This is a genomic window from Microbacterium sp. LMI1-1-1.1 (genome assembly GCF_040815675.1).
Lineage (GTDB): Bacteria > Actinomycetota > Actinomycetes > Actinomycetales > Microbacteriaceae > Microbacterium.
The window spans coordinates 543,651-570,517 of the sequence record NZ_JBFPNN010000001.1 but is presented as its reverse complement, the minus strand read 5'-3'; the positions used below and the strand labels follow the sequence as shown (position 1 = coordinate 570,517).

At 72.3% G+C, this 26,867-nt stretch carries 22 protein-coding genes, 2 tRNA genes and 1 pseudogene; 10 read left to right on the top strand and 15 right to left on the bottom strand.

What is annotated here, in order from left to right; translation table 11 throughout:
- Positions 1 to 18: 18 nt before the first annotated feature.
- Both MRBLMI1_RS02630 and MRBLMI1_RS02625 read left to right on the top strand, forming a co-directional pair.
- Positions 19 to 1,329, top strand: coding sequence for an O-acetylhomoserine aminocarboxypropyltransferase/cysteine synthase family protein (locus tag MRBLMI1_RS02630; protein WP_367726582.1), 1,311 nt, complete (start codon positions 19 to 21; stop codon positions 1,327 to 1,329).
- On the top strand, positions 1,326 to 2,639 hold the full coding sequence (locus MRBLMI1_RS02625) for an LLM class flavin-dependent oxidoreductase (RefSeq protein WP_367726581.1): 1,314 nt from the start codon (positions 1,326 to 1,328) through the stop codon (positions 2,637 to 2,639). Before MRBLMI1_RS02630 ends, MRBLMI1_RS02625 begins: the two co-directional genes overlap by 4 nt.
- Positions 2,640 to 2,730: 91 nt before the next feature.
- Here MRBLMI1_RS02625 and MRBLMI1_RS02620 read toward each other — a convergent pair whose 3' ends face one another.
- Positions 2,731 to 3,789 carry a TerC family protein gene (locus tag MRBLMI1_RS02620; RefSeq protein WP_367726580.1) on the bottom strand — a complete coding sequence of 353 codons (1,059 nt, stop codon included), beginning with the start codon at positions 3,787 to 3,789 and terminating at the stop codon, positions 2,731 to 2,733.
- A gap of 251 nt (positions 3,790 to 4,040) precedes the next feature.
- Between MRBLMI1_RS02620 and MRBLMI1_RS02615 the strand changes: the two genes are divergently transcribed.
- Together MRBLMI1_RS02615 and MRBLMI1_RS02610 are read left to right on the top strand one after the other, a co-directional pair.
- Positions 4,041 to 4,595: an RNA polymerase sigma factor gene (locus MRBLMI1_RS02615; protein ID WP_367726579.1), complete on the top strand. Its 555-nt coding sequence runs from the start codon at positions 4,041 to 4,043 to the stop codon at positions 4,593 to 4,595.
- On the top strand, positions 4,592 to 5,629 hold the full coding sequence (locus tag MRBLMI1_RS02610; protein WP_367726578.1) for a DUF4349 domain-containing protein: 1,038 nt from the start codon (positions 4,592 to 4,594) through the stop codon (positions 5,627 to 5,629). The genes MRBLMI1_RS02615 and MRBLMI1_RS02610 overlap by 4 nt, the downstream gene beginning before the upstream one ends.
- Positions 5,630 to 5,810: 181 nt before the next feature.
- On the opposite strand, the gene MRBLMI1_RS02605 is transcribed toward MRBLMI1_RS02610, so the two are convergent.
- A tRNA-Glu gene (locus MRBLMI1_RS02605) sits at positions 5,811 to 5,886 on the bottom strand.
- 220 nt (positions 5,887 to 6,106) lie between these two features.
- Here MRBLMI1_RS02605 and MRBLMI1_RS02600 point away from each other — a divergent pair.
- On the top strand, positions 6,107 to 6,745 hold the full coding sequence (locus MRBLMI1_RS02600) for an MBL fold metallo-hydrolase (protein WP_367726577.1): 639 nt from the start codon (positions 6,107 to 6,109) through the stop codon (positions 6,743 to 6,745).
- A gap of 93 nt (positions 6,746 to 6,838) precedes the next feature.
- On the opposite strand, the gene MRBLMI1_RS02595 is transcribed toward MRBLMI1_RS02600, so the two are convergent.
- From MRBLMI1_RS02595 to MRBLMI1_RS02580, 4 genes are read right to left on the bottom strand one after another with little or no spacing between them, the layout of a single operon-like run.
- A complete protein-coding gene (locus MRBLMI1_RS02595) occupies positions 6,839 to 7,108 on the bottom strand; it encodes an HPr family phosphocarrier protein (RefSeq protein ID WP_367726576.1) in 270 nt (89 codons plus the stop codon).
- A 24-nt stretch (positions 7,109 to 7,132) separates the two neighbouring features.
- Positions 7,133 to 9,193 (bottom strand): PTS fructose transporter subunit IIABC, encoded by a 2,061-nt coding sequence (locus MRBLMI1_RS02590; RefSeq protein WP_367726575.1) that lies wholly within the window; start codon positions 9,191 to 9,193, stop codon positions 7,133 to 7,135.
- 18 nt (positions 9,194 to 9,211) lie between these two features.
- On the bottom strand, positions 9,212 to 10,177 hold the full coding sequence (locus MRBLMI1_RS02585) for a 1-phosphofructokinase family hexose kinase (RefSeq protein WP_367726574.1): 966 nt from the start codon (positions 10,175 to 10,177) through the stop codon (positions 9,212 to 9,214).
- Positions 10,174 to 10,959, bottom strand: coding sequence for a DeoR/GlpR family DNA-binding transcription regulator (locus tag MRBLMI1_RS02580; RefSeq protein WP_367726573.1), 786 nt, complete (start codon positions 10,957 to 10,959; stop codon positions 10,174 to 10,176). The genes MRBLMI1_RS02585 and MRBLMI1_RS02580 overlap by 4 nt, the downstream gene beginning before the upstream one ends.
- 189 nt (positions 10,960 to 11,148) lie before the next feature.
- Here MRBLMI1_RS02580 and MRBLMI1_RS02575 point away from each other — a divergent pair, with 189 nt between their 5' ends.
- From MRBLMI1_RS02575 to MRBLMI1_RS02560, 4 genes and pseudogenes are all read left to right on the top strand, one after another.
- Complete coding sequence (locus MRBLMI1_RS02575) at positions 11,149 to 12,189, top strand: ABC transporter substrate-binding protein (protein ID WP_367726572.1); 1,041 nt, start codon at positions 11,149 to 11,151, stop codon at positions 12,187 to 12,189.
- Positions 12,159 to 13,229 (top strand): annotated as a pseudogene (locus MRBLMI1_RS02570) (FecCD family ABC transporter permease); the annotation flags it as partial. The gene MRBLMI1_RS02575 and the pseudogene MRBLMI1_RS02570, both read left to right, overlap by 31 nt.
- 7 nt (positions 13,230 to 13,236) lie before the next feature.
- Complete coding sequence (locus MRBLMI1_RS02565; protein WP_367726571.1) at positions 13,237 to 14,007, top strand: ABC transporter ATP-binding protein; 771 nt, start codon at positions 13,237 to 13,239, stop codon at positions 14,005 to 14,007.
- Positions 14,008 to 14,057: 50 nt separating this feature from the next.
- Positions 14,058 to 15,410: an APC family permease gene (locus MRBLMI1_RS02560; RefSeq protein WP_367726570.1), complete on the top strand. Its 1,353-nt coding sequence runs from the start codon at positions 14,058 to 14,060 to the stop codon at positions 15,408 to 15,410.
- Between the two features lie 321 nt (positions 15,411 to 15,731).
- On the opposite strand, the gene MRBLMI1_RS02555 is transcribed toward MRBLMI1_RS02560, so the two are convergent.
- The 4 genes from MRBLMI1_RS02555 to MRBLMI1_RS02540 form a co-directional block, all read right to left on the bottom strand.
- Positions 15,732 to 16,151 carry a hypothetical protein gene (locus tag MRBLMI1_RS02555; RefSeq protein WP_367726569.1) on the bottom strand — a complete coding sequence of 140 codons (420 nt, stop codon included), beginning with the start codon at positions 16,149 to 16,151 and terminating at the stop codon, positions 15,732 to 15,734.
- A gap of 450 nt (positions 16,152 to 16,601) precedes the next feature.
- A tRNA-Gln gene (locus tag MRBLMI1_RS02550) sits at positions 16,602 to 16,673 on the bottom strand.
- A 365-nt stretch (positions 16,674 to 17,038) separates the two neighbouring features.
- Positions 17,039 to 18,547 carry a glutamate--tRNA ligase gene (gltX, locus tag MRBLMI1_RS02545; protein WP_367726568.1) on the bottom strand — a complete coding sequence of 503 codons (1,509 nt, stop codon included), beginning with the start codon at positions 18,545 to 18,547 and terminating at the stop codon, positions 17,039 to 17,041.
- 10 nt (positions 18,548 to 18,557) lie between these two features.
- The gene (locus MRBLMI1_RS02540; RefSeq protein WP_367726567.1) at positions 18,558 to 19,520 is read right to left on the bottom strand and encodes a LysR family transcriptional regulator; all 963 of its coding nucleotides are present in this window, start codon (positions 19,518 to 19,520) and stop codon (positions 18,558 to 18,560) included.
- 80 nt (positions 19,521 to 19,600) lie between these two features.
- On the opposite strand from MRBLMI1_RS02540, the gene MRBLMI1_RS02535 reads away from it, so the two are divergent.
- On the top strand, positions 19,601 to 20,689 hold the full coding sequence (locus MRBLMI1_RS02535) for an aminotransferase class V-fold PLP-dependent enzyme (protein ID WP_367726566.1): 1,089 nt from the start codon (positions 19,601 to 19,603) through the stop codon (positions 20,687 to 20,689).
- Here the strand turns inward: MRBLMI1_RS02535 and MRBLMI1_RS02530 are convergent, their stop codons facing one another.
- The 5 genes from MRBLMI1_RS02530 to MRBLMI1_RS02510 form a co-directional block, all read right to left on the bottom strand.
- Positions 20,690 to 21,970, bottom strand: coding sequence for an MFS transporter (locus MRBLMI1_RS02530; protein WP_367726565.1), 1,281 nt, complete (start codon positions 21,968 to 21,970; stop codon positions 20,690 to 20,692).
- Complete coding sequence (locus tag MRBLMI1_RS02525; RefSeq protein ID WP_367726564.1) at positions 21,963 to 22,730, bottom strand: fumarylacetoacetate hydrolase family protein; 768 nt, start codon at positions 22,728 to 22,730, stop codon at positions 21,963 to 21,965. The genes MRBLMI1_RS02530 and MRBLMI1_RS02525 overlap by 8 nt, the downstream gene beginning before the upstream one ends.
- A 309-nt stretch (positions 22,731 to 23,039) precedes the next feature.
- A complete protein-coding gene (locus MRBLMI1_RS02520) occupies positions 23,040 to 24,146 on the bottom strand; it encodes a branched-chain amino acid aminotransferase (protein WP_367726563.1) in 1,107 nt (368 codons plus the stop codon).
- A gap of 52 nt (positions 24,147 to 24,198) precedes the next feature.
- On the bottom strand, positions 24,199 to 25,248 hold the full coding sequence (locus tag MRBLMI1_RS02515) for a 3-isopropylmalate dehydrogenase (protein ID WP_367726562.1): 1,050 nt from the start codon (positions 25,246 to 25,248) through the stop codon (positions 24,199 to 24,201).
- 25 nt (positions 25,249 to 25,273) lie between these two features.
- On the bottom strand, positions 25,274 to 26,812 hold the full coding sequence (locus MRBLMI1_RS02510) for an MFS transporter (RefSeq protein WP_367726561.1): 1,539 nt from the start codon (positions 26,810 to 26,812) through the stop codon (positions 25,274 to 25,276).
- Positions 26,813 to 26,867: the final 55 nt, after the last annotated feature.

Below are 26,867 nucleotides of genomic sequence, written 5' to 3'. Positions count from 1 at the left end.
AGAAAGGAGCGCGCCCGCATGGACCAGCGCATCGAGACCGGATTCGCCACGCGGCAGGTCCACGTCGGATCGACCTCCGCCCCCGCCTCGCCGCGGGCCACGCCGATCTACCTGACGGCCGGCTTCACGTTCCGCGACCTCGACGAGTCCGCGGCGCACTTCGGCACGGGCAGCGGCTTCGGGTACAGCCGCACGGGCAACCCGACCGTCCACGCCGTGGAGGAGCGTCTCGCGTCGCTGGAGGGCGGCGACCAGGCGGTGCTCGTCTCCAGCGGCCAGGCCGCGGTGACGGTCGCCCTGCTCGCTCTCGCCGGCGCCGGGGACCACGTCGTCGTGTCGGAGCACATCTACGAGGGCACGCGCGGCCTGCTCCTGGACAACCTCGCCCGTCTCGGGATCGAGACCACGTTCGTCGAGACCGGCGACCTCGACGCCTGGCGGGCCGCCATCACGCCGCGCACCCGCGCCCTCTTCGCCGAGACGCTCTCGAACGCCCGCAACGACGTGCTCGACATCGCCGCGGTCGCGGCCGTCGGGGCCGAGCAGGGCATCCCGCTCGTCGTGGACAGCACCTTCACCACGCCCTACCTGGTCCGTCCGATCGAGCACGGGGCGGCCGTCGTCGTGCACTCGGCGAGCAAGTTCCTCGCCGGTCAGGGCGCCGTGCTGGGCGGGGTCATCGTCGACGACGGACGGTTCGACGCTGCGGCATCCGGGCATCTCTTCCCCCATCTCGTCTCCACCGACCGCCTGGGCCGCGCCAGCTTCAGCGAGCGTCACGGCCCGCGCGCCCGCGGCGCGTACATCCGCGAGAGCGTCGCCCCGCGCTTCGGTCCGGCGCCGTCGCCGCTGAACGCCTTCCTCATCGGGCAGGGAATCGAGACGCTGAGCCTGCGCGTGGAGCGGCAGTCCGCCAACGCCCTCGCGGTCGCACGCTGGCTGGAGGCCCGTCCCGAGGTGGAGCGGGTCGACCACGTCGGACTCGAGAGCCACCCCCACCATGAGCGCGGCCGGCACTACCTCCCCCGCGGGACGGGGTCGGTGTTCACGGTCACCCTCCGCGGCGGGCTCGAGGCGGCGCGCCACCTCGTGGAATCGGTCCGGCTGATCACCCACATGACCCACCTCGGCGACGTCCGCTCGCTCGTGCTGCACCCGCAGAGCACCTCGCACGCGGCCCGCACCGTCGCCGAGCGCGAGCGGGCGGGGGTGTTCCCCGGCACCGTGCGCCTGTCCATCGGCATCGAGGACATCGACGACCTGCTCGCCGACCTCTCGCAGGCGCTGGAGAGCATCCCGGCGACGGAGCGCGAGACGGTGGTCCTGTGACCCGGCTGCAGCACTTCGGCTGGTTCCTCGCCCGCGGCTTCGGCCCGCACGGGTGGGGGCACCCGTACCTCCGCTGGAACCACCGGTGGACGTCGCCCGACCTCTACCAGGACTCCGCCCGCACGCTCGAGCAGGCCGGCTTCGACCTCCTGATCATCGAGGACGCCCCGTCCCTCGGCAGCGCGGACACGATCGACCTGCGCGTCCGCCACGCGTTCGGCGGACCCAAGCACGACCCGCTCCTCCTCGCGCCGTACCTGTTCGCCGCGACACGGCACCTCGGGGTGGTCCCGACGGTCAACCCGGCCGCCTCCCTCCCGTACACGGCCGCGCGCCAGTTCGCGACGCTGCAGCACCTCAGCGGTCACCGCCTCGGCCTCAACGTCGTCACCGACACCGGCAGCGCGCGCCACTTCTCCGCCGCGCCGCAGCTCGGTCACGACGCGGCCTACGACCGTGCGGAGGAGTGGCTGGGCGGCATCCGGGACCTCTGGCGCTCCTGGCAGCCGGGCGCCCTCGTCCAGGACGAGCAGACGGGCGTGTACGCCGACGGGACCCGGATGGATGCCACCCGCCACCGCGGCGAGTACTTCTCCTTCGACGGCCCGCTCAACGCCGTGCCGTTCACCGACGGCGAGCCCGCCATCGTCTCGCCCGGCGGCTCGGGACGCGGCCTCGCCTTCGCCGGGCACAACTCCGACGTGCAGCTCGCCCTCGCCCCCCTCGACGAACAGAGCATCCGCGCCTACCGCGGACGCATCCACGCCGCCGCCGAGGCCGCCGGTCGCCGGCCCGCCGACGTCGCGATCCTCTTCGCCGTGCAGCCCGTGCTCGTGTCGTCGCCGGAGGAGGCGGACCGGCTCGTCACCGCATCCGCGCACCCCGACGACGAGGCGCTGCGGGCGATCGCGCGCAAGCAGTCCAGCGACCTGGAGACCGACCTCACGGCGCTGGACCTGGACCGCCCGCTCGACCGCGGCATCTTCGGCGAGCACGTGTCGCAGGGCAGCATCGCCCGCCTCGTCGGGAAGCACGACGACGACACCCCGCTGCGGACCCTCCTGGCCGCGCACGCGCGTCTCGGCCGCCTGAACGACGGCAGCGGGTTCGTCGGCACCGCAGACGAGTTCGCCGACCGCATCGAGGAGCTCGGGGAGTGGGGCAACGACGGCGTGCTGCTCTGGGGCGACCTGCACCCCGTCACCGTGCACCGCGTGCTCGACGACCTCGTGCCGATCCTGCGGCGACGCGGCATCCTGCGCGAGGAGTACGTCGACGGCGGGCTGCGCGCGAACCTGCAGGCGTTCTAGGGCGCTCCCCGCGGCGTCGTCGTCCGGCATGATGTCCCACTTCGTGCAGAATCAGGCCGCTCCCCTGCACATCGTGGGACACGCCTCGGCGTCAGTCTGTGCCCGGGTGCTCCACGCTGCGGGGCGTCCCCTTCTCATCGGCGACCTGGGTCGCGGCATCCACGGGTCCGGCCGCGCGCGCCTCGCGCGACGAGACCACGAGGCTCGCGATCGTGGCCACCGCCATCGACAGGATGATGACGGCCAACGACACCCACGTGGAGATCTCCGGCGCCCACTCGATCGGCTCGCCGCCGTTGATGAACGGCAGCTCGTTGACGTGCATGGCGTGCAGCACCAGCTTCACGCCGATGAACGCGAGGATGAAGGCGATGCCGTAGTGCAGGAAGCGCAGGCGGTCCAGCAGGTCGCCGAGCAGGAAGTACAGCTGGCGCAGACCCATCAGGGCGAAGAGGTTCGCGGTGAACACGATGAACGGGTTCTGCGTGATGCCGAAGATCGCCGGGATCGAGTCGATGGCGAACAGCAGGTCGGTGACACCGATCGCGACGAACACGATGATCATCGGGGTGAAGACCTTCTTGCCGTTCACCCGGGTGACGACCTTCTTGCCGTCGTACGCGTCGCTCATCGGCAGGACGCGGCGGAGCATCCGGACGATGAGGTTCTCCTTCTGCTCGTCGTCGTCGTCGCCGGGGAACGCCTGGCGGATCGCCGTGTAGACGAGGAACGCACCGAAGAGGTAGAAGATCGGGCTGAAGTTCTCGATGACCGTCGCGCCGACGAGGATGAAGGCGCCGCGCAGCACCAGCGCGATGATGATGCCGACCATCAGCACCTCCTGCTGATAACGGCGCGGGACGGCGAACTGGCCCATGATCAGGACGAAGACGAAGAGGTTGTCCACCGAGAGGCTGTACTCCGTGAGCCAGCCGGCGACGAACTGCCCCGCGATCTCTCCCCCGGCGACGATCCACAGCACGCCCGCGAACAGGAGCGCCAGGGTCACGTAGAAGACGACCCACAGCGTGGACTCGCGCGCCGAGGGGATGTGCGGACGCTTGAGGATGATGAGCAGATCCGCGACGAGGATCAGGACCAGGACGACGAGAGTCACCGTCTGGAACACGGGGTCGAGCTGCAGCTCCATGAGGGCCTTTCGTCGGGGGAAACGCTCGATCTTATCCGCCGCTCGGCGCGGCGTCCGGCCCCGCGACCCGGCGGGCGGTCTCCGCGGCCCGCCGAGATCGCACGTTCGGCGCGAGATCGCCCGCTCCGGCGCGCCCGCTCGGGGCGCTCTCGCGCGGATCGTGCGATCTCGCCGCGCGGCGCGTCGGATCGCGTGAGACGATCCGAGCGGAGCGGACACCTTTCCGTGAGAGGGCGAGGAGACGGGATGCCATGACAGACGACGTCATCGACGATCGCACGCTCGTCGCGCAGGCCGGAGGCGGGTCGGAGCCCGCGTTCCGGAGGCTCTACCGGGCATACGCACGAGCCGTGTACTGGACGGCGTACGGGCTCGTCGGCGACGCCGCCGACGCGGAAGACGTCGCACAGGAGACCTTCGTGGTGGCGTGGCGCAAGATCCCGCACCTGCGGCTCGAGGGCACCTCCCTGCTGCCGTGGCTCGCCACCATCTGCCGGCTGCAGGCGGCGAACCGGCTGCGCAGTCGCCGGAGGCACGGCGAGCACGACGCGCTCGACGATGCACTGCCGTCGACGGTGGACGTCGAGCAGCAGGTGGTCGACGCGGCGACCGTGCGCGCGATCCTCGACACCGTCGCGGGCCTCGGCGAGCTCGACCGCGAGATCTTCCGGCTGTGCGCGGCCGAGGGCTACGGCTACGAAGCCGCCGCGGCCGAGCTCGGGGTCACGCACGGAACGATCCGCAACCGCCTCTCCCGCATCCGGTCCCGGGTGCGCGCCGCAGCGCTCGAGACGGAGACGCCATGACCACCCCCACCCTCCCCCCGTTCGCCGACGAGCGCGTCGATGCCCTGGAACGCCGGGTCTTCGCCCGCATCGCGGACGACCGGCGTTCTCGCAAGACCCGACGGACGCGGGTGCTCGGCGCCGCGGCCGCGGCCGCGGCCGTGATCGTCGTGGCCGCGGTCATCGCACCCGGACTCGGCACCCGGATGGAGGGCGCCGGATCCTCCTCGGCCGACAGCGCGGTGGTTCTGCCCGGTGCCGAGAGCGGCGTGGACCCGGGCCTCGTCCCCGTCGACCCGGGCTCGGGGCTCGTCGACGTCTCCGGCGGAGCGGCCGGGTCCGCCTCCGCCGGCCGTGAGATCGTGGCCAGCGCGTCGGCGACGCTCGAGGTCGACGAGGTTCCCGCGGCGATCGAGGCGATCGCGGATGCCGCGACCTCCGTCGGCGGCTACGTCGAGTCGTCGCAGGTCGGCGCGGGCGGTGTCGTGCGGCCGATCGACCAGGCACAGCCGGAGATCCCGGACGCTTCCTCCGGCGGCATCACGGTCCGCGTCCCGGCGGAGAGCCTGTCCACGGTGATGGACGACCTCGACGGTCTCGGCACCGTCACGGACGAGACCGTGACCCGCAGCGACGTGACCGACCAGGCGGTCGACCTCCGCGCGCGGGTCGCCGCCGCCGAGGCATCCGTCGCCCGCCTCACAGAGCTCGTCGCCCAGGCCGCGTCGGTCGCCGACCTCATCACCGCGGAGAGCGCCCTCGCCGACCGGCAGGCGCAGCTGGACGCCGACCGTCAGCAGCTGGAGCTGCTCGAGAGCCAGATCGCCCTGTCCTCGCTGTCGGTACAGGTGCAGACCGCCCCGGAGGCCGTGGCCGCAGACCCCGCCGGGTTCGGCGACGGCCTCGTCGCGGGCTGGAACGGCCTCGTGGCGACCCTGAACGGGATCGTCATCGGGCTCGGATTCCTCCTGCCGTGGCTGATCGTCGGCGGCGTGGTCGCGGCCGTGGTGTGGGGCGTGCGTCGCGTGATCCGCCGCCGCCGCCCCGCCGCCTGACCCGCGCGCCGCGGCTTCTCCCCCGCCGCCCCGCCGCCGCCCCGCCGCCTGACCCGCGCGCTCGCCTGCGCGCCTTCTCCCCCGCCGAGATCGCGGACGGAGGACGGGCCGGACGCAGGCAGGGCGCCCGCCCCGGAAACCAAGAAGAGCCCCGACCTTCCGGTCGGAGCTCTTCTCGTGTTGGTGACCCCAGCGGGATTCGAACCCGCGTTACCGCCGTGAGAGGGCGGCGTACTAGGCCGCTATACGATGGGGCCGCGTCGCAACTCATCAAGTATGCAACAGGATCGGCACGCACGCCAAATCGAGCCGGGCAGACCCGCTCCCCGGGCGTGTCCCGCCCACGGTAGCGCGCGCACGCCGCCACCGGAAGACCTCACCGGACATCCGGCGGGTGAACGAGGGGATGCCACTGCCACAACCGACACGGTCCCGCCAGCGCTTGCAGCAGTCTGGGGCGCCGAGTTGACTCGACGCATGCGAGTCACCAAGCACGAGCACGCCGCCCTCGTCGTCGTCGAATCCGGTCACACCCTCGTCATCGACCCCGGGAGCTTCACCTCTCCGCTCGAGGACCTCGTCGGGCTGGTGGGCATCGTCATCACCCACGAGCACCCCGACCACTGGACGCCCGAGCACCTGACCCGCCTTCAGCGCGCCCACCCGGAGACGCCGATCTACGGACCGGAGGGTGTGGTGAAGGCCGCCGCCGGCTTCGACGTGACGGCGGTGGCGCCCGGCGACTCCCTCGACCTCGGCCCGTTCCACCTCGAGTTCTTCGGTGGTCAGCACGCTGTCATCCACGAGTCGATCCCCGTCGTCGACAACGTCGGCGTCCTCGTCAACGACGCCCTCTACTACCCGGGCGACTCGTACGCGGTCCCCAAGCGCACGCACGTGCGCCTGCTCGCCGCCCCCGTCGGCGCCCCGTGGCTGAAGATCGGCGACGCGATGGACTTCGTCCTGGCCGTCAAGCCCGACCGGGTCTTCGCGACGCACGACATGACCCTGTCGGTCGCCGGCAAGCAGATGGGCGCGTCCCGTCTCACGTGGGCCGCGGAGCAGAACGGCGGCTCCTTCGTGGACCTGCCCCCGGGGGAGACCACCGACGTCTGATCCGCGGCAGGGACGCACACCCCCGCCCCGAACGACGGAACACCGGATGCCACGGCCCTGAGGACCGTGGCATCCGATGTTCTTCGGTGTCGCTTACTGCGCGTCGAGGTCCGTCTCGAGCAGGGCGACGAGCTCGTCGAGCGCCTGCTCGGCACCCTCGCCCTCGGCCTTCAGGGTCACGACCGTGCCCTGACCGGCGCCGAGGCCCATGAGCGACAGGATGCTGCCGGCGTTGAGGTCGGCACCGCCCTCGGCCGCGATGGTCACGGGGATCTTCTTCTCCTGCACCGCCTGCACGAAGAGCTTCGCGGGACGGGCGTGGAGGCCGGAGCTGCTCGCGATGGTGGCCTGACGTTCTGCCATGGGTGTTCCTTCCGGATCGGGGTGTTACGCCGCCACGGTCGCCCGGGGGGCGTCCTCTGCGACGGGGGTCTCCTTGCGGCCGCCGATGCGCTTGAGAGCGACGACGAGCAGAGCCGTCACGACGGTACCCGCGACGATCGCCAGGGCAAAACCCCAGAACGGCTGGATCGCGAAGAACACGAAGATGCCGCCGTGCGGGGCGAACGACTGGACGCCGATCGCCATGGTCAGACCACCGGTGATCGCACCGCCGACCATCGACGCGGGGATGACGCGCAGCGGGTCGGCCGCGGCGAACGGGATGGCGCCCTCGGAGATGAACGAAGCGCCGAGCAGCCAGGCGGCCGCACCGTTCTCACGCTCGACCGGGGTGAACTTCGGGCGGGCCAGGACGGTGGATGCCAGGGCCATCGCCAGCGGCGGGACCATGCCCGCGGCCATGACGGCGGCCATGATCAGGTAGGGCGCGGTGTTCGTCTGCGACGCGGCGGCCAGGCCCGTGGTGGCGAAGACGTAGGCGACCTTGTTGACCGGTCCGCCGAGGTCGAAGCACATCATCAGGCCCAGGATGACGCCGAGCAGGATGGCACCCGCGCCGCTGCCGGCGAGCGAGGTGAGACCCTCGGTCAGCGCCGCCATGAGCGAGGCGATCGGACGGCCGAGGAAGAGGATCATCAGCCCCGAGGCGAAGATCGACCCGAGGAACGGCACGATGACGACCGGCATGAGGCCGCGCAGCCAGCGGGGCGCGTCGAAGCGGCCGAGCCACCAGGCGATGAAGCCGGCGAGCAGACCGCCGATGATGCCGCCGATGAAGCCGGCGTTCATGAGCACCGCGACGGCACCCGCGACGAATCCGGGGGCGATGCCGGGGCGGTCGGCGATCGCGTAGGCGATGAAGCCCGCGAGGACGGCGACGATGAAGCCCATCGACGTCGCACCGATCATGAACGCGACCGAGCCGAGGTACTGGCCGATCGGGCCGAGCGGGGACGTGATGTCCTGCGTCGGAAGGTCCCAGAGCGAGTTCTGGATGATGATGTTCGACGCGTTCGTGGTGACCTGGTAGCCGCCGAGCAGGAAGCCCAACGCGATCAGCAGACCGCCACCGGCGACGAACGGGATCATGTAGCTGACACCGGTCAGCAGCCAGCGCTGGATGCGACGGCCGACCGACTGCTGTGCGACGGGGGCGTCGGCCGCACCGGCGCCGCCGGCCGCGCCCTGCACGCGAGCCGCGTTCGGGTTGTCGGAGGCGGCGACGGCCTCGGCGATGAGCTGCTTCGGCTGCTCGATGCCGCGCTTGACGCCCGCACGGACGACGGGCTTGCCGGCGAACCGCTGGGGGTCGCGGACGTCGACGTCGACGGCGAAGATGACCGCGTCGGCCTCGTCGATCACGTTCTGCGGGAGCGCCTTGTAGCCGCTCGAGCCTTGCGGCTCGACGATGAGCTCCACGCCGTCGGTCTCGGCGCCGGCGTTGGTGAGGGCGTCGGCGGCCATGAAGGTGTGGGCGATGCCGGTGGCGCACGCGGTGACGGCGACGATCTTCTTCGTGCGCGTGGTGGTGCGGGCCTCGGCGCGCGTCGCGGCCGGGGCAGCGGCGGCCGCAGCCGTCGGGGCCGCGGTGTCGGCCGGGGTGACGGCCTCGCGGATGATGCGCACGGCGTCGGCGGGCGACCCGGCGGCGCGCAGGCCGTCGGTGAAGTCCGGGCGCATGAGGCTCCGGGCGAGCTGCGACAGGACCGACAGGTGGGCCTCGTCCGCACCCTCCGGCGCGGCGATGAGGAACACGATGTCGGCGGGACCGTCGGGCGCGCCGAAGTCGACGCCCGGGGTCAGGCGGGCGAAGGCGAGGGTCGGCTCGGTCACCGACGCGCTGCGCGCGTGCGGGATGCCGATGCCGCCGGGCAGGCCGGTCTCGTCCTTCTGCTCGCGCGCCCACGCGTCGTCGAAGAGCTCCTGGGCGCTGCGTGCGCGACCCTGCGCGACGACGCGCTCGGCCAGGGCACGGATGACCGACTGCTTGTCGGTCCCCAGGGGCACGTCGAGAGTGACGAGCTCCGGTGTGATGATGTCGGACATTGTCAATGACCTCCGTGGTCAGGGTGTTGCGGTGGGAGTGGCGAAAGCGGTGACGTCGATCGGCCCGGCGGGCAGATCGGCGGGGGTCGGAGCCTGCGTCCCCGGCAGGGTCGCGGCGGCGGCACCGTAGGCGATGCTCCGCGCGAGACGGTCCGGGGCCGCGGCCCCGTCGAGGTCGGCGAGGAGGTAGCCGGCGAGCGAGCTGTCGCCCGCCCCCACGGTGCTCGCGACCTGGATCTTGGGGGCGCGTCCGCGCCAGGCGCCGTCCGCCGTGAACAGCAGGGCACCGTCGGCGCCCAGGGTGACCAGGGCGGATGCCACCCGGTCCGGCACGAGGGCGGCGGCACGCACGGCCGCGGCGGCGGGCACGTCGTCGTCGATCGACGTGTCCTCCCCCACCAGCTCGGCGAGCTCGTGTTCGTTGGGCTTGATGAGGTCCGGGTGCGCGGTCGCGACGGCGGCCACGAGCGCCGGCCCCGACGCATCGACCGCGATGCGCGGTGCGTCCGCACCCCAGCGCGACCGCACGGCCGTGATGAGGTCGGCGTAGAAGGTGACCGGGAGACCCGGAGGCAGCGACCCCGCCAGCACCAGCCAGGTCGCACCGGCGCTGGCGGCGACGACCGCGACGGTCAGCGCGGACGCCTCGTCCGCGGACAGCTCGGCACCCGGGAGGTTGATCTTCGTCGTCTCGCCGGTCGGATCCGTGATCGTCAGGTTCGCCCGCGCGCGGCCGGCGACCGGCACCACGGACAGGTCGATGCCGGTGTCCTCGAGCAGCAGACGGTAGGGGTCGTGCGCGTTGACCGGGACGACGGCGCGCGTCGGGGCACCGGCGGCCGCGACCGCACGAGAGACGTTGACGCCCTTCCCGCCCGCGTCCTCGCGTGAGGACTCCGCCCGCTGCACGTCGCCCGGGGCGAGGGGGGCGGTCAGCCGGACTGCGCGATCGGCCGACGGGTTCGCCGTGAGGGTGACGATCATGCGACGCGCACCTCCGCGTCGGCGTCGCCGAGGGCGCGCATCAGGTCGAGCGGCGGCTGGACGTCGGTCACGAGGGCGTCGATCTCGTCGAGGCGGGCGAAGCGCACGAGCAGTTCCTCTCCGAACTTGGCGGCGTCGGCGACGACGACGATGCGTCGGGCCGAGCGGATGATGGCGGTCTTGACGGCGGCCTCGTCAGGGTCGGGGGTGCTGAGCCCGAACCCGGCGCTGATGCCGTTGGTACCGACGAAGGCGATGTCCGGCCGCATCTCGCCGATGACGCGCACGGTGTGCGCCCCGACCGCCGCCGCGGTCACACCGCGCACGCGCCCGCCCACGATGGTCAGCGACACGCGGTCGTCGCCGCCGAGGAGGTGGGCGGTCTCGATCGAGTGCGTGACGACCTCGACGCGTCCGGCGCTGTCGCCGAGAGCGGCCGGCAGCTCGGCGGCGACGGCCGCAGCGGTGGTGCCGGCGTCGATGAAGACCGAGCCGCGGAAGTCGGGCCCCAGCAGCGAGGCGGCCGCCGCGCCGATGGCGCGCTTGGCGTCTCCGTGGCGGAGGCGGCGCTCCGGAAGGGATGCCTCGGCGGTGCTGCCCCGGGAGATGTCCACGGCGCCGCCGTGCACGCGACGCAGGGCGCCGGCGCTCTCCAGGCGATCGAGGTCGCGACGGACGGTCTCCGTGGTGACGTCGAAGCGCCGGGCGAGATCGACGACGCTCACGCGACCCTGGTCGCGGAGCTGGCGCTCGATGAGCTCTTGGCGCTCCATTGCGTACATCGGTTCTCCTTCGAAGACTCCCACACAATACAACGCGATCCCACACGAAGCAACAGAAAAGCCAGAACGGTGCACCACGTCGCCCGGCGGAGGCGACGGGGTCGGCCGATTCGCGCAGGACGGGCAGGTAAGGCTAGCCTCACTTCACGAGTCCCCCACGACCGTTCCACCCCACCACCGGAGAACTCGATGCCCCGCGTCCGCGCCCTGACCCTGCCCCTGCTCCTCACCGTCGCCGTCACCGCGACGGGGTGCGGAGCGTCCGAAGCCGTCCCCGAGAGCACGGCCGCGGCCGGCGCCGGCTCCACGGTGTATCCGCTGACGCTCGAGAACTGCGGCCGGTCGGTCACGATCGACGCCCCACCGCAGCGGGTGGTCTCGCTCGACCAGGACTCCACCGAGATCCTGCTCGCGCTCGGACTGCAGGACCGTGTCGTGGGAACGGCGTCCTGGACCGACCCCGTCCTGGACGCCCTTGCCGCCGCGAACGCCGACGTCCCGCGTCTGGCCGACAACGCCCCCACGTACGAGGTCGTCCTCGGCGCCGACCCCGATTTCGTGACGGCCTCCTTCGGCCGGCACTTCGCGCAGGGCGGCGTGGCCACCCGCGACCGCTTCGCCGAGACCGGCATCCCGTCCTACCTGTCGCCGACCGACTGCGAGGGCGACGTGATGATGAACGCCGGCGGCACGCGGACCACACCGCTCACGATCGACGTGCTCTACGACGAGATCCGCGAACTGGCGGAGGTGTTCGACGTCGGCGACCGCGGCGAGGCGCTGGTCGGGGACCTGCAGCAGCGGGCCGCGACCGCGCTGGACGGCGTCGACCTCGACGGCGCGACCGTGGCGTTCTGGTTCGCCGACACCAAGACCCCCTACATGGCCAGCTCCCGCTCGAACGCCGGCCTGCTGGCATCCCTGTCCGGGATGACGAACGTGTTCGCGGACGAGAGCGACGACTGGGTCGCGACCGGCTGGGAGACCGTCGTCGAGAAGGACCCCGACATCCTCGTGCTGGGGGACCTGCAGCGCGACCGCTTCCCGGGCGACCGTCTCGACGACAAGATCGCGTTCCTCGAGAGCGACCCGCTGACGAGCACCCTCAGCGCCGTGAAGGAGCACCGGTACATCGCGCTGCACGGCGCCGAGCTGAACCCGTCGATCCGTTTCGTCGACGCGCTCGAGAAGATCCGCGCCTGGGCCGACGAGAACGCGGGCGCGCTCTGAGCGCGACAGTCACCGTCGCGCGGAGCCCCGGGCGCGCCTCCGCGGTCGCCGGGGTCGGCCTGACGGCCCTCGCGGCGCTGGTGCTCGTGGTCTCGGTGGGCGTCGCCCTGACGCTCGGCCCCGCCGACGTCTCGCTCGTCAACGTGCGGGACGTGCTGCTGAACCACCTCGGTCTCGCCGACATCCCCGTCCGGGTCGCCAAGGACGCGATCGTCTGGCAGGAGCGCCTCCCCCGGGCCCTCGTCGCGGCCTGCGCCGGCGCGGGCCTCGCCCTCTGCGGCGTCGTCATGCAGTCGCTGCTGCGCAACCCGCTCGCCGAGCCGTTCCTCCTGGGCGTCTCGTCGGGAGCCTCCACCGGCGCCGTGGTCATCGGCGTCATGGGGATCGGCGGCGGGGCCGTCGGCCTGTCCGGCGGCGCCCTCATCGGCGCCCTCGTCGCCTTCGCGGTGGTGCTGCTCCTCTCCCGGTTGACCTCCGGGGGCACGTCCGGGGTCATCCTGGCCGGCGTCGCCGGAACGCAGTTCTTCTCCGCGCTCACGTCCCTCGTCGTCTTCGCGTTCGCCGACTCCGACGAGACGCGCGGCGTCATGTTCTGGCTGCTCGGATCCCTGGAGGGCGTGCGCTGGGACGACGCGGCCCTCGCCGCCGCCGTCGTCGTCGGGGGCGGCATCGTCTGCCTCCTCGCGGCTCGGACCCTGGATGCCTTCGCCTTCGGCGACGACGTCGCGTCCTCCCTCGGCATCCCGGTCGCCCGCACGCGGCTCGCCCTGCTCGTCGTCACCGCCGTGATGACCGCCGTGCTCGTGAGCGTGGTCGGCGCTGTCGGCTTCGTCGGCCTCGTCGTCCCGCACGCGGTCCGGCTGCTCGTGGGCCAGCGGCACGTGCGGGTCCTCCCGCTCGCGGCGGTCGTCGGGGCGGTCTTCATGGTGTGGGTGGATGCCGTCACCCGGACGGTCTTCGCCCCCACGCCCCTGCCGGTCGGGGTGGGGACGACGCTCGTCGGCGTGCCCGTGTTCGTCGCGCTGCTGCTGCGCCGGAGGGACGGGAATGACCCTCGAGACGCGGGAGGTCTCCTGGACCCGCGGCGGCGCGCTCGTCGTCGACGGGGTGTCCCTGCACCCGGAGCCCGGATCCACGGTCGGGCTGCTCGGGCCCAACGGGTCCGGCAAGTCCTCGCTCCTCCGCCTGCTGCAGGGCGCCGCCCGCCCGGACTCCGGCGAGGTCCTGCTCGACGGCGTGGCGCTGCCGACCCTGCGCCGCCGCGAGATCGCCCGGGCCGTCGCGGTCGTCACCCAGCACGCCGACACCGAGGACGACATCGTCGTCCGGGACGTGGTCCGCCTCGGCCGCACACCCCACCGCCCCCTCTGGGGCGGGTCGAGCGCCGGCGACGACGCCGCGGTGGACGACGCCCTCGCCCGGGTCGGGCTGCGGGACAAGGCGGACCGCTCGTGGCATACGCTCTCCGGCGGGGAACGCCAGCGCGCGCAGATCGCCCGTGCGCTCGCGCAGGATCCGCGAGAGCTGCTGCTGGACGAGCCGACGAACCACCTCGACATCCGGCATCAGCTGGAGATCCTGTCGCTCGTCGCCGCGCTGCCGCTCACGAGCGTCATCGCCCTCCATGACCTCAACCTGGCGGCGACGTTCTGCGACAGTCTGCTGGTGCTGCGTGCCGGGCGGGTCGTCGCGGCGGGGGCGCCGGGCGAGGTCCTCACCCCCGAGCTCATCGCCGACGTCTACGGCGTGCGGGCGCGGGTGTGGCCCGGCGACGACGGCCGCTCGACCATCGTCTTCGAGGGGCACCTGGAGCTCTGAGTTGCCGCCAGCGGCTTGCGCCGGCGGCATCCACAGGGTGTGATGTCCGGATGCCCTCGGACATCACCGCGGCCCCTCCCCCCGGGACCCACAAGCTCAAACGCGTCGTCACCGGTCCCCTGCTGTTCGCCTTCATCGTGGGCGACACGCTCGGAGCCGGGATCTACACCCTCGTCGGGAGCATGGCGACCGACGTCGGCGGGGTCATCTGGCTCCCCCTCCTGATCGCTCTCGTCGTGGCGCTCCTGACCGCCGGGACCTACGCCGAGCTCATCACCAAGTACCCCCACGCCGGCGGCGCGGCCCGGTACGTCGAGCGGGCGTTCGGCATCCCGTACCTGTCGTTCCTCGTGGGCTTCCTCATGATGGCCGCGGGCATCACGAGCGCGGCATCCCTCGCCAACGCCTTCGCGGGCGACTACCTGGCGGCTCTCGTGGATCTGCCGCCGATCCCCACCGCGCTGGTGTTCATCGCCGTCCTGACCCTGATCAACCTGCGCGGCGTGCGCGAGTCGCTCGGCGCCAACCTCGTGGCCTCGGTCATCGAGGTGTCGGGTCTGGTCATCGTCATCGTCGTCGCCGCGATCGTGTTCGGCGGCGGCGGCGGCGACCCGTCGCGCCTGGTCGAGTTCGCCGCGGACGTGCCGCCGCTGGAAGGCGCGTTCGCCGCCTCGGTCATCGCGTTCTTCTCGTTCCTCGGTTTCGAGGCCGCGGCCAACATGGCCGAGGAGGTCAAGAACCCCTCGCGGACCTACCCCCGCGCGCTCTTCGGCGCCCTCGCGACGGCCGCGGTCATCTACCTGCTCATCGCGATCGGCGCGGTCATCGTCCTGCCGCCGGCCGAGCTCGCCGCCTCCTCCGGACCGCTGCTCGACGTCGTCGACGCCAGCGGGGTCGCGCTCCCCCCGTGGCTGTTCGGCGCCATCGCCCTCGTCGCCATCGCGAACGGCGCGCTGCTGTTCCTCGTCATGGCGAGCCGCGTGGCGTACGGTCTCGCGGAGTCGGGCCTCCTCCCCCGCGCGTTCGGCAAGGTGCTGCCCGGCCGACGCACGCCGTGGGTGGCGATCCTCGCCGTGTCGGGGGTCACCATGGCCCTGTCGTTCGTCGGCGACGTCGCCACGCTCGCCGCCACCACGGTGCTGTTGCTGCTGCTGGTCTTCCTCACGGCGAACGTCAGCGTGCTCGTCCTCAAGAAGGACAAGGTGGACCACCCGCATTTCCGGGTCTGGCGCGCGGTGCCCGTGCTCGCCATCATCGCCAGCCTCGTCCTGCTCGCGCAGCAGACCGGCGTCGTGTGGCTCGGCGCGGCCGGGTACATCGCGGTCGGCTCCGTGCTGTTCCTCATCGCCCGCGCCGGGCGTCGCCGGGGCGAGGCGCGCGAGGCGGCCACCGCGGTCGAGTGAGGGGGTATGTCGCCGGGTGCGGCATCCCTCCCCGAAACCGTCCTGCGGAGTTTCGCCCGACACGCCGCGGCCCCGCCCGCCGAGACCGGCGTGTCACCGCAGGACTCCGCACGACGGCAGCAGACCCGCCGGACACCGCGGTCGAGTGAGAGGGGTGGATGCCGCCGCGTGCGGCATCCACTCCGGAACCGTCGTGCGGAGTCTCGGCCGCCACGCCGCGGCCCGACCGCCGTGGCCGGCGTGTCGCCGCCGAACTCCGCACGACGGCGGCGGACGGCGGCGGTGGGCACACCGGCGGACGATGCTGACGGCCCGGCGGGGTCAGGGCGCGGTGACCTCGATCGTGAAGTGCACGATCCCGCCATCGGGTCCGACGAGCGTCGCACCGGTCGTCCCCGTCCCGCGGGCGATGAAGCTGGGCTGGAAGCTGCCGCCCTCGGACATCCCGCCGGCGGAGAACTCCGCGATGGTCGGGTCGTCCTCGCTGCCCGCCCACTCGCCCTCCGACCCCTCGGGGACGGTCAGCACCACGGCGGCACCGACGACGGCGGTGACGGTCGTCCCGTCCAGCTCGTCGGGGGCGACGATCGTGGGGGTCATCACGCCCGCGGAGTTCGAGGGCTCCGCGTTGGGCGCCCCGCCCTGCACGATCGGGCCACCGTTCTCGGCGGGGGCGGTGCACGCGGTCAGCAGAAGTGATGCCGCCAGGAGGACGGCAGCGGCGGCGGGCGAGCGCTTCACGGTGACCTTCTTCCGGCGGGCGTCGGGTGCCCCGCGATCCGGATGCTACCCGCCGCACGCGCGCTCCCCCGGGAGACGCGGCGTCGGACGGCGGCATCCGACCTGCTACTCGCCGGAATCCTCGTCCGGTTCGTCCCCAGGCTCGACGTCGTCGATCGTCACGGGGATGCCGACCGACACCGTCGCACCGCCGAGCAGTCCGAGAGCGTCGGGGGCGGTGGCATCCCGATCCCCCTAGTCGGGGAGCAGATCGGCGACGGACCGCGGCTGCAGCGGCTCGCCGGGCAGACCTGCCCACTCGGTCGGTTCCTCGGGGCGTGAGGCGAAGAGTCCCATGACGCCATTGTGCTCCGCCCGTCTTTGAACGAGCCGACTCCGTATGCCGCCGACACTTGCGCCCATCAACGCAGAAAGCCCGGGATCTTCGCGATCACCGGGCTTTTCTTTCTGCTGGGGTACCTGGACTCGAACCAAGAACAACGGAACCAGAAACCGCCGTGTTGCCAATTACACCATACCCCAAGGCGCTGAGCCGTAACTCGTGCCGAGGATCAAGCTTACGCGAGACGGACGCCAGCACCAAACCGGCGCCCGCCCGCGCGCGTCGCGCCCGCCTGGCAGGCACCGCGGCCCGGTCTGCAGGACCGACCACGGTGCGAGAGGCACACGCGCCCCACGGCTCTGGACGCGTCCCACCGGTCCTGCAGACGCGCCCGCCGCACCCGCGCCCGCCCCACCAGTCCCGCAGACGCGCACGCTCCCGCCGCCCGCGCATGACGAAGCACGTAGAAACGCGCGAACCTCGCAGAATCCGCGAAGGATGCTGCGAGGTTCGCGTGGTTCTGCGAGGAACGCCCGGCGGCGACAACGCCTGGCCGCCGGAGGGCTCAGCCCAGGTGCGCCACCAGGGCGTGCAGGCGGCGGAGCGTCTCGTCCCTGCCGAGCAGCTCCATCGACTCGAAGAGCGGCGGGGACACCCGACGTCCGGTGAGGGCGACGCGCGGCGGGCCGTAGGCGACGCGCGGCTTCAGCCCCAGCTCCTCGACGAGCGCCCGCGACAGGGCGTCCTGCACGGCCGCGGCGGTGAAGTCGGACACGCCCTCGAGCGCGTGGGCCGACGCCGTCAGCACCTCGGCGGCGTTCGCGGGCAGGCCCTTCAGCGCGTCCTCGGCGTACTCGACGTCCGAGACGAACAGGAAGCCGAGCATCCCGGGCACCTCGCCCAGCAGCTGGACGCGTTCCTGCACCAGCGGCGCGGCCGCGGCGATGATGGCGCGGTGCTCCTCCGTCGGCTGCTCCGCGATCAGACCGGCCCCCGCGAGGTAGGGCACGATGCGGGCGGCGAAGTCAGCGGCATCCAGCATCCGGATGTGGTCGCCGTTGATGGCCTCCGCCTTCTTCTGGTCGAAGCGCGCGGGGTTGGGATTGACGTCGGCGATGTCGAAGGCGGCGATGAGCTCTTCGAGCGAGAAGACGTCGCGGTCGTGCGAGAGCGACCAGCCGAGAAGGGCGAGATAGTTCAGCAGGCCCTCGTGGACGAAGCCCTTCTCGCGCTGCAGGAAGAGGTCGGCCTGCGGGTCGCGCTTGGAGAGCTTCTTGTTGCCGGTCTCGCCGAGGACGAGCGGCATGTGTCCGAAGCGCGGCACGAACGAGGTGACGCCCGCGTCGATGAGCGCCCGGTACAGCGCGAGCTGACGCGCGGTGGAGGGCATGAGGTCTTCACCGCGGATCACGTGGGTGATCCCCATGAGCGCATCGTCGACGGGGTTCACGAAGGTGTACAGCGGGATGCCGCCGGCCCGCACGATCACGAAGTCGGGGAACGACCCGGCCGGGAACGTCACCTCGCCGCGGATGAGGTCGACGAAGGTGAGGTCTTCGTCGGGCACGCGCAGACGCCACGCGGGCTCGCGACCCTCGGCCCGGAAGGCGGCCTTCTGCTCGTCGGTGAGGTGGCGGTCGAAGTTGTCGTAGCCGAGTTGCTTGGCGCGACCGTTCGCCTCGTTGCGCGCGTCGATCTCCTCGGCGGTCGAGTAGCTCTCGTACACGGCACCGCTGGCGACGAGCTTGTCGAGCACGCCGCGATAGATCTCGTGGCGCTGCGACTGGCGGTAGGGCGCGTGCGGACCGCCGACCTCGACCCCCTCGTCCCAGTCGATGTTCATCCACCGGAGCGCTTCGAGCAGCTGCTGGTAGCTCTCCTCGCTGTCGCGGGCGGCATCGGTGTCCTCGATGCGGAAGACGAGCTTGCCGCCGTTGTGCCGGGCGTAGGCCCAGTTGAACAGGACGGTGCGGATGAGTCCGACGTGCGGCAGCCCCGTGGGAGAGGGGCAGAAGCGGACGCGGACGTCGGCGCCGGTGGCGGTCGTGGTGCGGGGATCGGGCGTGGAAGACATCGCCTCGATCCTACCGGCGGGCGGTGCCGCTCCCCGAGAGACGCAGGTGGTCGGCGAGCACCTCCGCCATGACGTCGAGGGCCGCTCCGACGGCGGGCACCTGCTCGGCGCCGCGAGCGGTGACCACGTGGAGCGTCCGGGCCTCGGCAGACGGCAGGCGCGGTGCTGCGATGCCCGAGAGCATCGGGAGGGATGCCACGGCCATCCGCGGCAGGATCGCCATCCCGACCCCCTGCGCGACGAGGTTCTCGACGGCGATGAAGTTGTCCGTCTCGAACGCGATGTCGGGGGTGAACCCCGCCCGGCCGCAGGCCTCGAGCAGGTGGCCACGGCACTGCGGGCATCCGGCGATCCACCGCTCCCCCGCGAGCTGCGAGAGGTCGATGGGGTCGTGCGCCGCGGCGGGGTGGTCCGTGGGCACCACCACGACGGTGTCGTCGTCGCCGATCCGGCGGACGGAGAGGCCGGATGCCGTGAACTCCAGGTGTTCGCGACGGTCCCCGGGGTAGCTGTATGTGAGGGCGATGTCGGCGCGGTTCTCCCGCACCGCGGCGATGGCCTCGGGCGGCTCGGCCTCGACGAAGCTGATCGAGACACCGGGGCGGCGGGCGGTCACGGCCGCGATGACCCGCGGGACCACGGTGGACGACGCCGACAGGAACGCCGCGATGCGCACGCGACCGGCGCGGAGGCCCCGCAGCTCGGCGAGGTCCGCGGCCGCGGCGTCCAGGGCCGTCGTCACCGCCGCGGCGTGCCGGGCGAGGATGGCCCCCGCCTCGGTGAGACGCACGCCGCGCCCCACGCGTTCGACGATCGGCGTCCCGGCCCGCCGCTCGAGGCGGCGCAGCTGCTGGCTCACCGCGGGCTGGCTGTACCCGAGGGCGCGGGCGGCGGCGGTGATCGAGCCGCTGTCGGCGATCGCCTTCACCACGCGCAGCGCATGGGCATCCAGGGAGTCGTCGATCTCGGCCATGCCGACACATAAGCAGACGTGATGGTTCTCATGCAACACCTGCTCTGGTGCAATGACAAAGCGCTCGCGATCCTGGAGGCATGAGCAGCCTCGCCACGCACTTCGCCGGCGGCCGCGACTACCTCGCGGCCTGCACCCTCGGCCTGCCCCCGCGCGCCACGGTGGCCGCCGTCCGCGCGGACCTCGAGTCCGCGGCATCCGGTCGTCCCGACGTCGTCGGCGCGTCGGAGGCCGTCGAGGAGGCGCGCAGCGCGTACGCACGGTTCGTGAGCGCCCCCGTGGGCGACGTCGCGATCGGGTCGCAGACGTCGGTGCTCGTGTCGCTGATCGCCTCCTCCGTGCCCGACGGAGCCGAGGTCCTGTGTGCCGAGGGCGACTTCTCCTCGCTCGTGGCCCCCTTCGCGCACGCGGGTCGCGGCATCCGCCTCCGCACCGCTCCCCTGGCCGAGCTCGCCCGCGCCGTCTCCCCCGACACCTTCCTCGTCGCCTTCTCCCTCGTGCAGTCCGCGACCGGTGAGGTGGCGGATGCCGCCGGCATCGCGGCCGCGGCCGCCCGCGCCGGCGCCCGCACGCTGTGCGACCTCACGCAGGCCGCCGGATGGCTCCCGGTCGACGCGACGATGTTCGACGCGACCGTCTGCCACGCCTACAAGTGGCTGTGCTGCCCGCGCGGTGTGGCCTTCCTCACGATCTCGCCCGAGTTCGCCCGCGGCATCCGCCCGGTCCAGGCGGGCTGGTACGCCGGCGACGACCCGTGGTCCTCCTGCTACGGGACGGGCGGTTCCCTCGCCCCGGACGCGCGGCGCTTCGACGTGTCGCCCGCGTGGCAGGCGTTCGTCGGCGCCGCCCCGGCCCTCGCGCTCTTCGCCGACACCGACATCACCGCGACCTACGCCCACGTCACCGCCTTGGCGGCGCGCTTCCGCGACGGCCTCGGACTGGCCCACCCGGAGCGTCCCTCGGCGATCGTCACCTGGCCGGATGCCACCGGTGAGGCGCTCGCGCAGCTCACCGCCCACGGCATCACGGCCTCGGGCCGCGCGGGCCGTGCGCGCGTGGCGTTCCACGTCTTCAACGACGAGCTCGACGTCGACCGCGCGCTGCACGCCCTCGGGGTTCGCGGGGCGTCCGACCTGTCGCCGTTCGACGGCCTGGTCTACGCGATCTGATCACGGAGCGACGGCCGCGCCCCGCCCTTCGTCCGCTCGGGACGACACCCGGACGAGCAGCGCTCCACCGCACACCGCCGCGACGGGGACGAGCGCCCACAACGCGAGACCGTCGTAACCGACCGCTCCGAGGATCACTCCCGCAAGCACGGAGCCGGCGGCGGCCGAGGCGGTCATGAGGGTGTCGCTGCGACCCTGGCGGCGCGGGCGCCCCGCGAGCGGGGTGGCCTCGGTGAGGAGCGCCGACCCCGCCACGGTCGCGGCGCTCCAGCCGAGACCGAGCAGCAGGAGGGCGACAAGCACGCCGACCTGCGAGTCCGCGAAGGCGGCGGCGGTGCCGAGCGACGCGGCGAGCAGCACCTGTCCCAGGAGCACGACCGCGATGCGCCCGATGCGGTCCGCCAGGATGCCGAAGACGGGCGAGAGACCGTACATGCCGAACACGTGGACGGCGATGGTCACGCCGACGGCGAGAGTGAGCGCGTCGGGCGCGACGACGTGCGAGAGGTGGACGGGGGTCATGGCCATCACCGTCGCCATCGTCACATGGGATGCCGCGACCGCGAAGATCGCGTACCGGGCGAGGAGCGGCCGGTCGATCTCCGCGACGGGCGCGCTGCCGGCGGTCGGACGGAGCGCGAGCCGCTGCGCGAGCAGCAGCGGGTCCGGCCGGAGGGTGAGGGCGTAGAGCGCGAACGCCAGGGCCTGCGCCGCGAACGAGAACAGGTACGCGCCCGTGAGCGGTGGCATCCCGACGCCCGCCCCGACGAGCTCGCCCGGAGCCAGCAGGAGCGGACCGACGACGCCGCCGACCGTCGTCGACCAGACGACCACGGAGAGATCGCGGCCACGGCGGCCCGGCTCGGCCAGGTCGGTCGCGGCGAAACGCGACTGCAGCGTGCCCGCGTTGCCCGCGCCGATGAGCGCGATGCCGACCAGCAGCAGCGGAAACGAGCGGACCGCCGCGGCCGTGACGACCAGGGTGATGCCGACGAGCGCCGCGACGTTCCCGGTCGTGAGGGCGAACCGCCGCCCCCGGAAGCCGGCGAGACGGGCGAGCGGGATCGCCGTGAGGGCGGCGCCGAGGGTCACGGCGGCGGTCGCGAACCCCGACAGGGCGTCCTGGCCGGACAGGTCCTTCGCGAGGAGCGCGCCGAGCGACAGCGTCGAGCCGAAGGCGACGCCCGTGAGCACCTGCCCCGCCGCGAGGGTCCGCACGGTCCGCCGTTGGGCGGCGACGACGTCGACCTCCCCCTCGACGGACAGCGCGGCGTCAGGCATCGCGCACGCTGTTGCGCAGGACTCCGATGCCGCTGATCTCGACCTCGACGGTGTCGCCGGCGACGAAGGGGCCGACGCCCGCGGGGGTGCCGGTGAGGATGAGGTCGCCCGGGAGGAGCGTGAACACCGCGGAGGCGTACGCGACGAGAGCGCCGATGTCGTGGATCATGTCCGACACGGGGCCCTGCTGACGCACCTCGCCGTTGACTCGCGTGGTGATCGCGGCGGCGTCCAGGTCCAGGTCCGTCTCGATGACCGGGCCGACGGGGCAGAAGGTGTCGAAGCCCTTCGCGCGGGACCACTGGCCGTCGGAGCGCTGCAGGTCGCGCGCCGTGACGTCGTTGGCCACGGTGTAGCCGAAGATGTAGTCACCCGCCCGCTCCGCCGGGACGTTCTTCGCGATCCGCCCGATGACGACGGCGAGCTCGCCCTCGTAGTCGGTGTGCGAGCTCAGGCTCGTCGGGCGGACGATGACGTCGTTCGGGCCGACGACCGAGGTGTTGGGCTTCAGGAACATGAGCGGCTCGGCCGGCGCCTCCCCACCCATCTCGGCGGCGTGGTCGCGGTAGTTCTTGCCGATGCACACGACCTTCGAGCGCGGGATCACCGGAGCGAGCAGCGCCACGTCGGCGAGGGGCACGCGCTCCCCGGTGGTGTCGAACCCGGCGAACATCGGGTCGGCGTCGAGCACGACGAGTTCGTTGTCGTCGACGATGCCGTAGCGGATGGCGTCCTGGTAGCTGAACCGAGCGATCTTCACCCGTCCAGCCTAGCCATCCCCCTCCGGCGGTGACGTGGCGCAGATGTACGCCGCGCGGCCACTCTCGCGTGCATTCGTGCCACGTCAGCGGCATCCATCCCCCGGCCAGCCGCGGAATCGGAGACCGGCGGCGGATTCGGACGGAATCGCGGCCTACGTCCGAATCCGCGGCCCGCAGCCGAATCCGCGACACCGCACCTTAGAGAACGCCCACCTCGAGCGGGAGCCGCGATCACAGGATGCCGCCGGGGCCGGGGAACGGCGAAGGGGCCCCCGCCGCGGCGAGGACCCCTTCGTGACGATCGCGGGTCAGGCGTCCAGACGGTACAGCCAGCCGTGCGTGTCCTCGGCGCGGCCGTACTGGATGTCGGTCAGCTGCTGACGCAGCTCGAGCGCGAGGGTGCCGGTGGGCTGCTCGTCGATGAAGTCGCGGCCCTTGAGCACGCCGATCGGGGTGACGACGGCGGCGGTGCCGCACGCGAACACCTCGACGATGTCACCGGATGCGACCCCCTCGCGCCACTCGGTGAGCGAGACGTTCCGCCCGACGACGTGGTGTCCGCGGTCACGGGCCAGCTGCAGGAGCGAGTCCCGCGTGATGCCCTCGAGGATCGAGTCGGACTGCGGGGTGACGATCGTGCCGTCCTTGTAGACGAAGACGACGTTCATGCCGCCGAGCTCCTCGACGTTGCGGTCCTGGTCGAGGAAGACGACCTGGTCGCACTCGTTCTCGTACGCCTCGGACTGCGGCAGCAGGCTCGCGGCGTAGTTGCCGCCGGTCTTCGCCGCCCCGGTGCCGCCCTTGCCGGCGCGGGAGTAGTCCTCGCTGAGCCAGATCGACACCGGCTTCACCCCGCCCTTGAAGTAGGCGCCGGCGGGGCTGGCGATGAGGTAGTAGGCCACCTTGTGCGCGGGACGCACCCCGAGGAACGCCTCCTTCGCGAACATGAAGGGACGGAGGTACAGGCTCTGATCCTCGCCGGAGGGGACCCACGCCCCGTCGACGGCGATGAGCTCGCGCAGCGACTGCAGGAAGTACGGCACCGGCAGCTCGGGCAGCGCGAGGCGGCGCGCGGAACGCTGCAGGCGACGGCCGTTCTGGTCCGGACGGAAGGTGTGCACCGAGCCGTCCGCGTGGCGATACGCCTTGATGCCCTCGAAGATCTCCTGCCCGTAGTGCAGGACCGCCGCGGCGGGATCGAGCGAGATGGGGCCGTAGGGCGAGACGCGCGGGCGGTGCCAGCCGCCGCGGACGGACCAGCAGATGTCGACCATGTGGTCGGTGAAGCTCTGACCGAAGCCGGGGCTGGCCAGGATCTCGTCACGCTGCGCGGCGCTCTTCGCGGCGAGGTTGCGGGTGACGGCGAACTCGAGGGGGTCGAGTCCGGTGTCGGGGTCGGTGTCGATCGTGGTCATCGTGATCCAAAGAGTCTCGTGCGCGGTGGCGGTGCGGGCCGATCGGTCCAGGTTACGCCCGGACGCGATCGGCGATGGCGTCGCCGATCTGGGCGGTGGTGCGGCCGCCGTCGCGGCCGGCGATGTCGTCCTCGACCGCGCGGGTGACGCGGGCGGCCTCGTCGCGGAGCCCGAGGTGGTCGAGCAGCAGGGCGACGGAGAGGATCGCGGCCGTGGGGTCGGCCTTCTGGGTGCCCGCGATGTCGGGCGCCGATCCGTGGACGGGCTCGAACATCGAGGGGAACGCGCCGTCGGGGTTGATGTTGCCCGAAGCGGCGAGGCCGATGCCTCCGGTGACGGCGCCGGCCAGGTCGGTGAGGATGTCGCCGAAGAGGTTGTCGGTGACGATCACGTCGAAGCGGCCCGGGTTCGTGACCAGGAAGATGGTGGCCGCATCGACGTGCAGGTAGTCTACGGCGACCCCCGGGAACTCGGATGCCACGGCATCCACGATCCGCTTCCACATGCCGCCCGCGTGCACGAGCACGTTCGTCTTGTGCACGAGCGTGAGCTTGTGGCGACGGCGCTCGGCGAGGGCGAAGGCGTAGCGGACGACGCGCTCGACGCCGTAGGCGGTGTTGACGGAGGTCTCGTTGGCCACCTCGTGCGGGGTGCCGCGTCGGATCGCGCCGCCGTTGCCGACGTAGGGACCCTCGGTCCCCTCGCGGACGACGACGAAGTCGATCTCGCCCGGGTCCGCCAGCGGTCCGGCCGCACCGGGGTACAGCTTCGACGGCCGCAGGTTGACGTAGTGGTCGAGCTCGAAGCGGAGCTTCAGCAGGAGCCCGCGCTCGATGTTCGCGTCCTTCAGCCGCGGGTCGCCGGGCACTCCCCCGACGGCACCGAGCAGGATCGCGTCGTGGGAGGCGATCGCGGCGAGGTCGTCGTCGGTGAGGGTGTCGCCGGTGTCGAGATAACGGCCGGCGCCGAGCGAGAAGGGCGTCTTCTCGAACGTCACGTCCGCCTCGGCGGTGACCGCGTCGAGCACCTTGACGGCCTCGGCGACGACCTCGGGACCGATGCCGTCACCGGGGATGACGGCCAGCTTCACGACGCGCGACATCGCTCTCCTCAACGCTCAGGGCGCATCACTTCGTCGACGCGCCGCGGGTTCCTCCCAGGGTAGTGGCAGCGATGACCCCGGCCACGACGATGAGCGCGGCGCCGATGAGCGCCGTGACGACGACGCCGGAGTCGAAGGCGTGGGCAGCCGCGGCGCGGAGGGCCTCGGCCAGCGTCGCGTCCTCGATCGTGTGCGAGACGGCCACCGCTCCCGCGAGCGTCTGCCGCGCGGCGTCCGCGATGGGCTCGGGCAGGCCCGCGGGCAGCACCAGCTGTGCACGGTAGAACGCCGCCAGGATGCCGCCGAGCACGGCCGTGCCGAGGACGGCGCCCAGCTCGTAGGCGGTCTCGGACACCGCGCTCGCGGCTCCCGCCTTCGCCGGAGGGGCGCTCGACAGGATGAGCTCGTTCGAGACGGTCTCGGCGGCACCGATGCCGATGCCGAGGAGCGCGAACGCGACGACGAGCTGGACGAGATCCGCCGTGGAGAGCGCGACCAGCACGTACGCGACCACCGAGAAGGCCAGGGCGGCGGGCACCACCACGCGGGGCGCGAAGCGCTTGGCGACCGGCACGACGAGCAGACCCGACGCGATCATGAGCGCGAGGCCGGGCAGCAGCGCGAAGCCCGCGACCATGGGGCTCAGACCGACGACCAGCTGGAGGTGCTGGGCGACGAAGTAGAGGAAGCCGACGAGACCGATGACGCTCAGCAGGTTCACGAGGATCGCGCCCGAGAACGTGCCGCGGCGGAACAGCGACATGTCGAGCATCGGGGTGGTGAGGCTCCGCTGACGCCGGACGAACAGCCAGCCGAACACGGCACCGGCGGCGAAGAGCGCGAGGGCGAGCGAGGTCGGACCCTCGACGGCGAGCTTCTTGATGCCGTAGACGATCGGGACCATCGTCGCGAGCGACAGCACGACGCTCGCCGCGTCGAACCTGCCGGGGTGCGGGTCGCGGCTCTCGGGGACGAAGAACGGGGCGAGCACCAGCAGGGGCACCAGCACGGGGACCGCCATGAGGAAGACCGAGCCCCACGAGAAGTGCTCGAGCAGGAACCCGCCCACGATCGGTCCGAGCGCGGCGCCCGCCGAGAAGGCCGAGGCCCACACGGCGATCGCGATCCGCCGCTGGTCGCGATCGCGGAAGATGCTCCGCAGCAGCGACAGCGTCGACGGCATGAGCATGGCGCCGAACACGCCCATCAGCGCGCGGCCGGCGATGAGCAGCGCGGCGGTCGGGGCGAACGCGGCCAGCGCCGACACCGCGGCGAAGCCCGTGGCGCCGATCAGCAGCATGCGCCGGCGGCCGAAGCGGTCGCCGAGCGTCCCCATCGTGACGAGCAGGCCCGCGAGCACGAGCGGGTACACGTCGATGATCCACAGCTGCTCGATGCTGGAGGGCTGCAGGTCCAGGGCGATCTCGGGCAGGGCGAAGCTCAGCACCGTGTTGTCGACCGAGACCAGCAGCACCGGCAGCATGAGCACCGCCAGCGCGAACCACCCGCGCCAGCCGGCACGGGGGGCGTCGATCTCTTGCGTGGGCAACGACGAGGTGAGCATGATTCCGTTCCGTTTCTTAACCGTCCAGCCGGTATAGTATCAAACCTACAGCCCC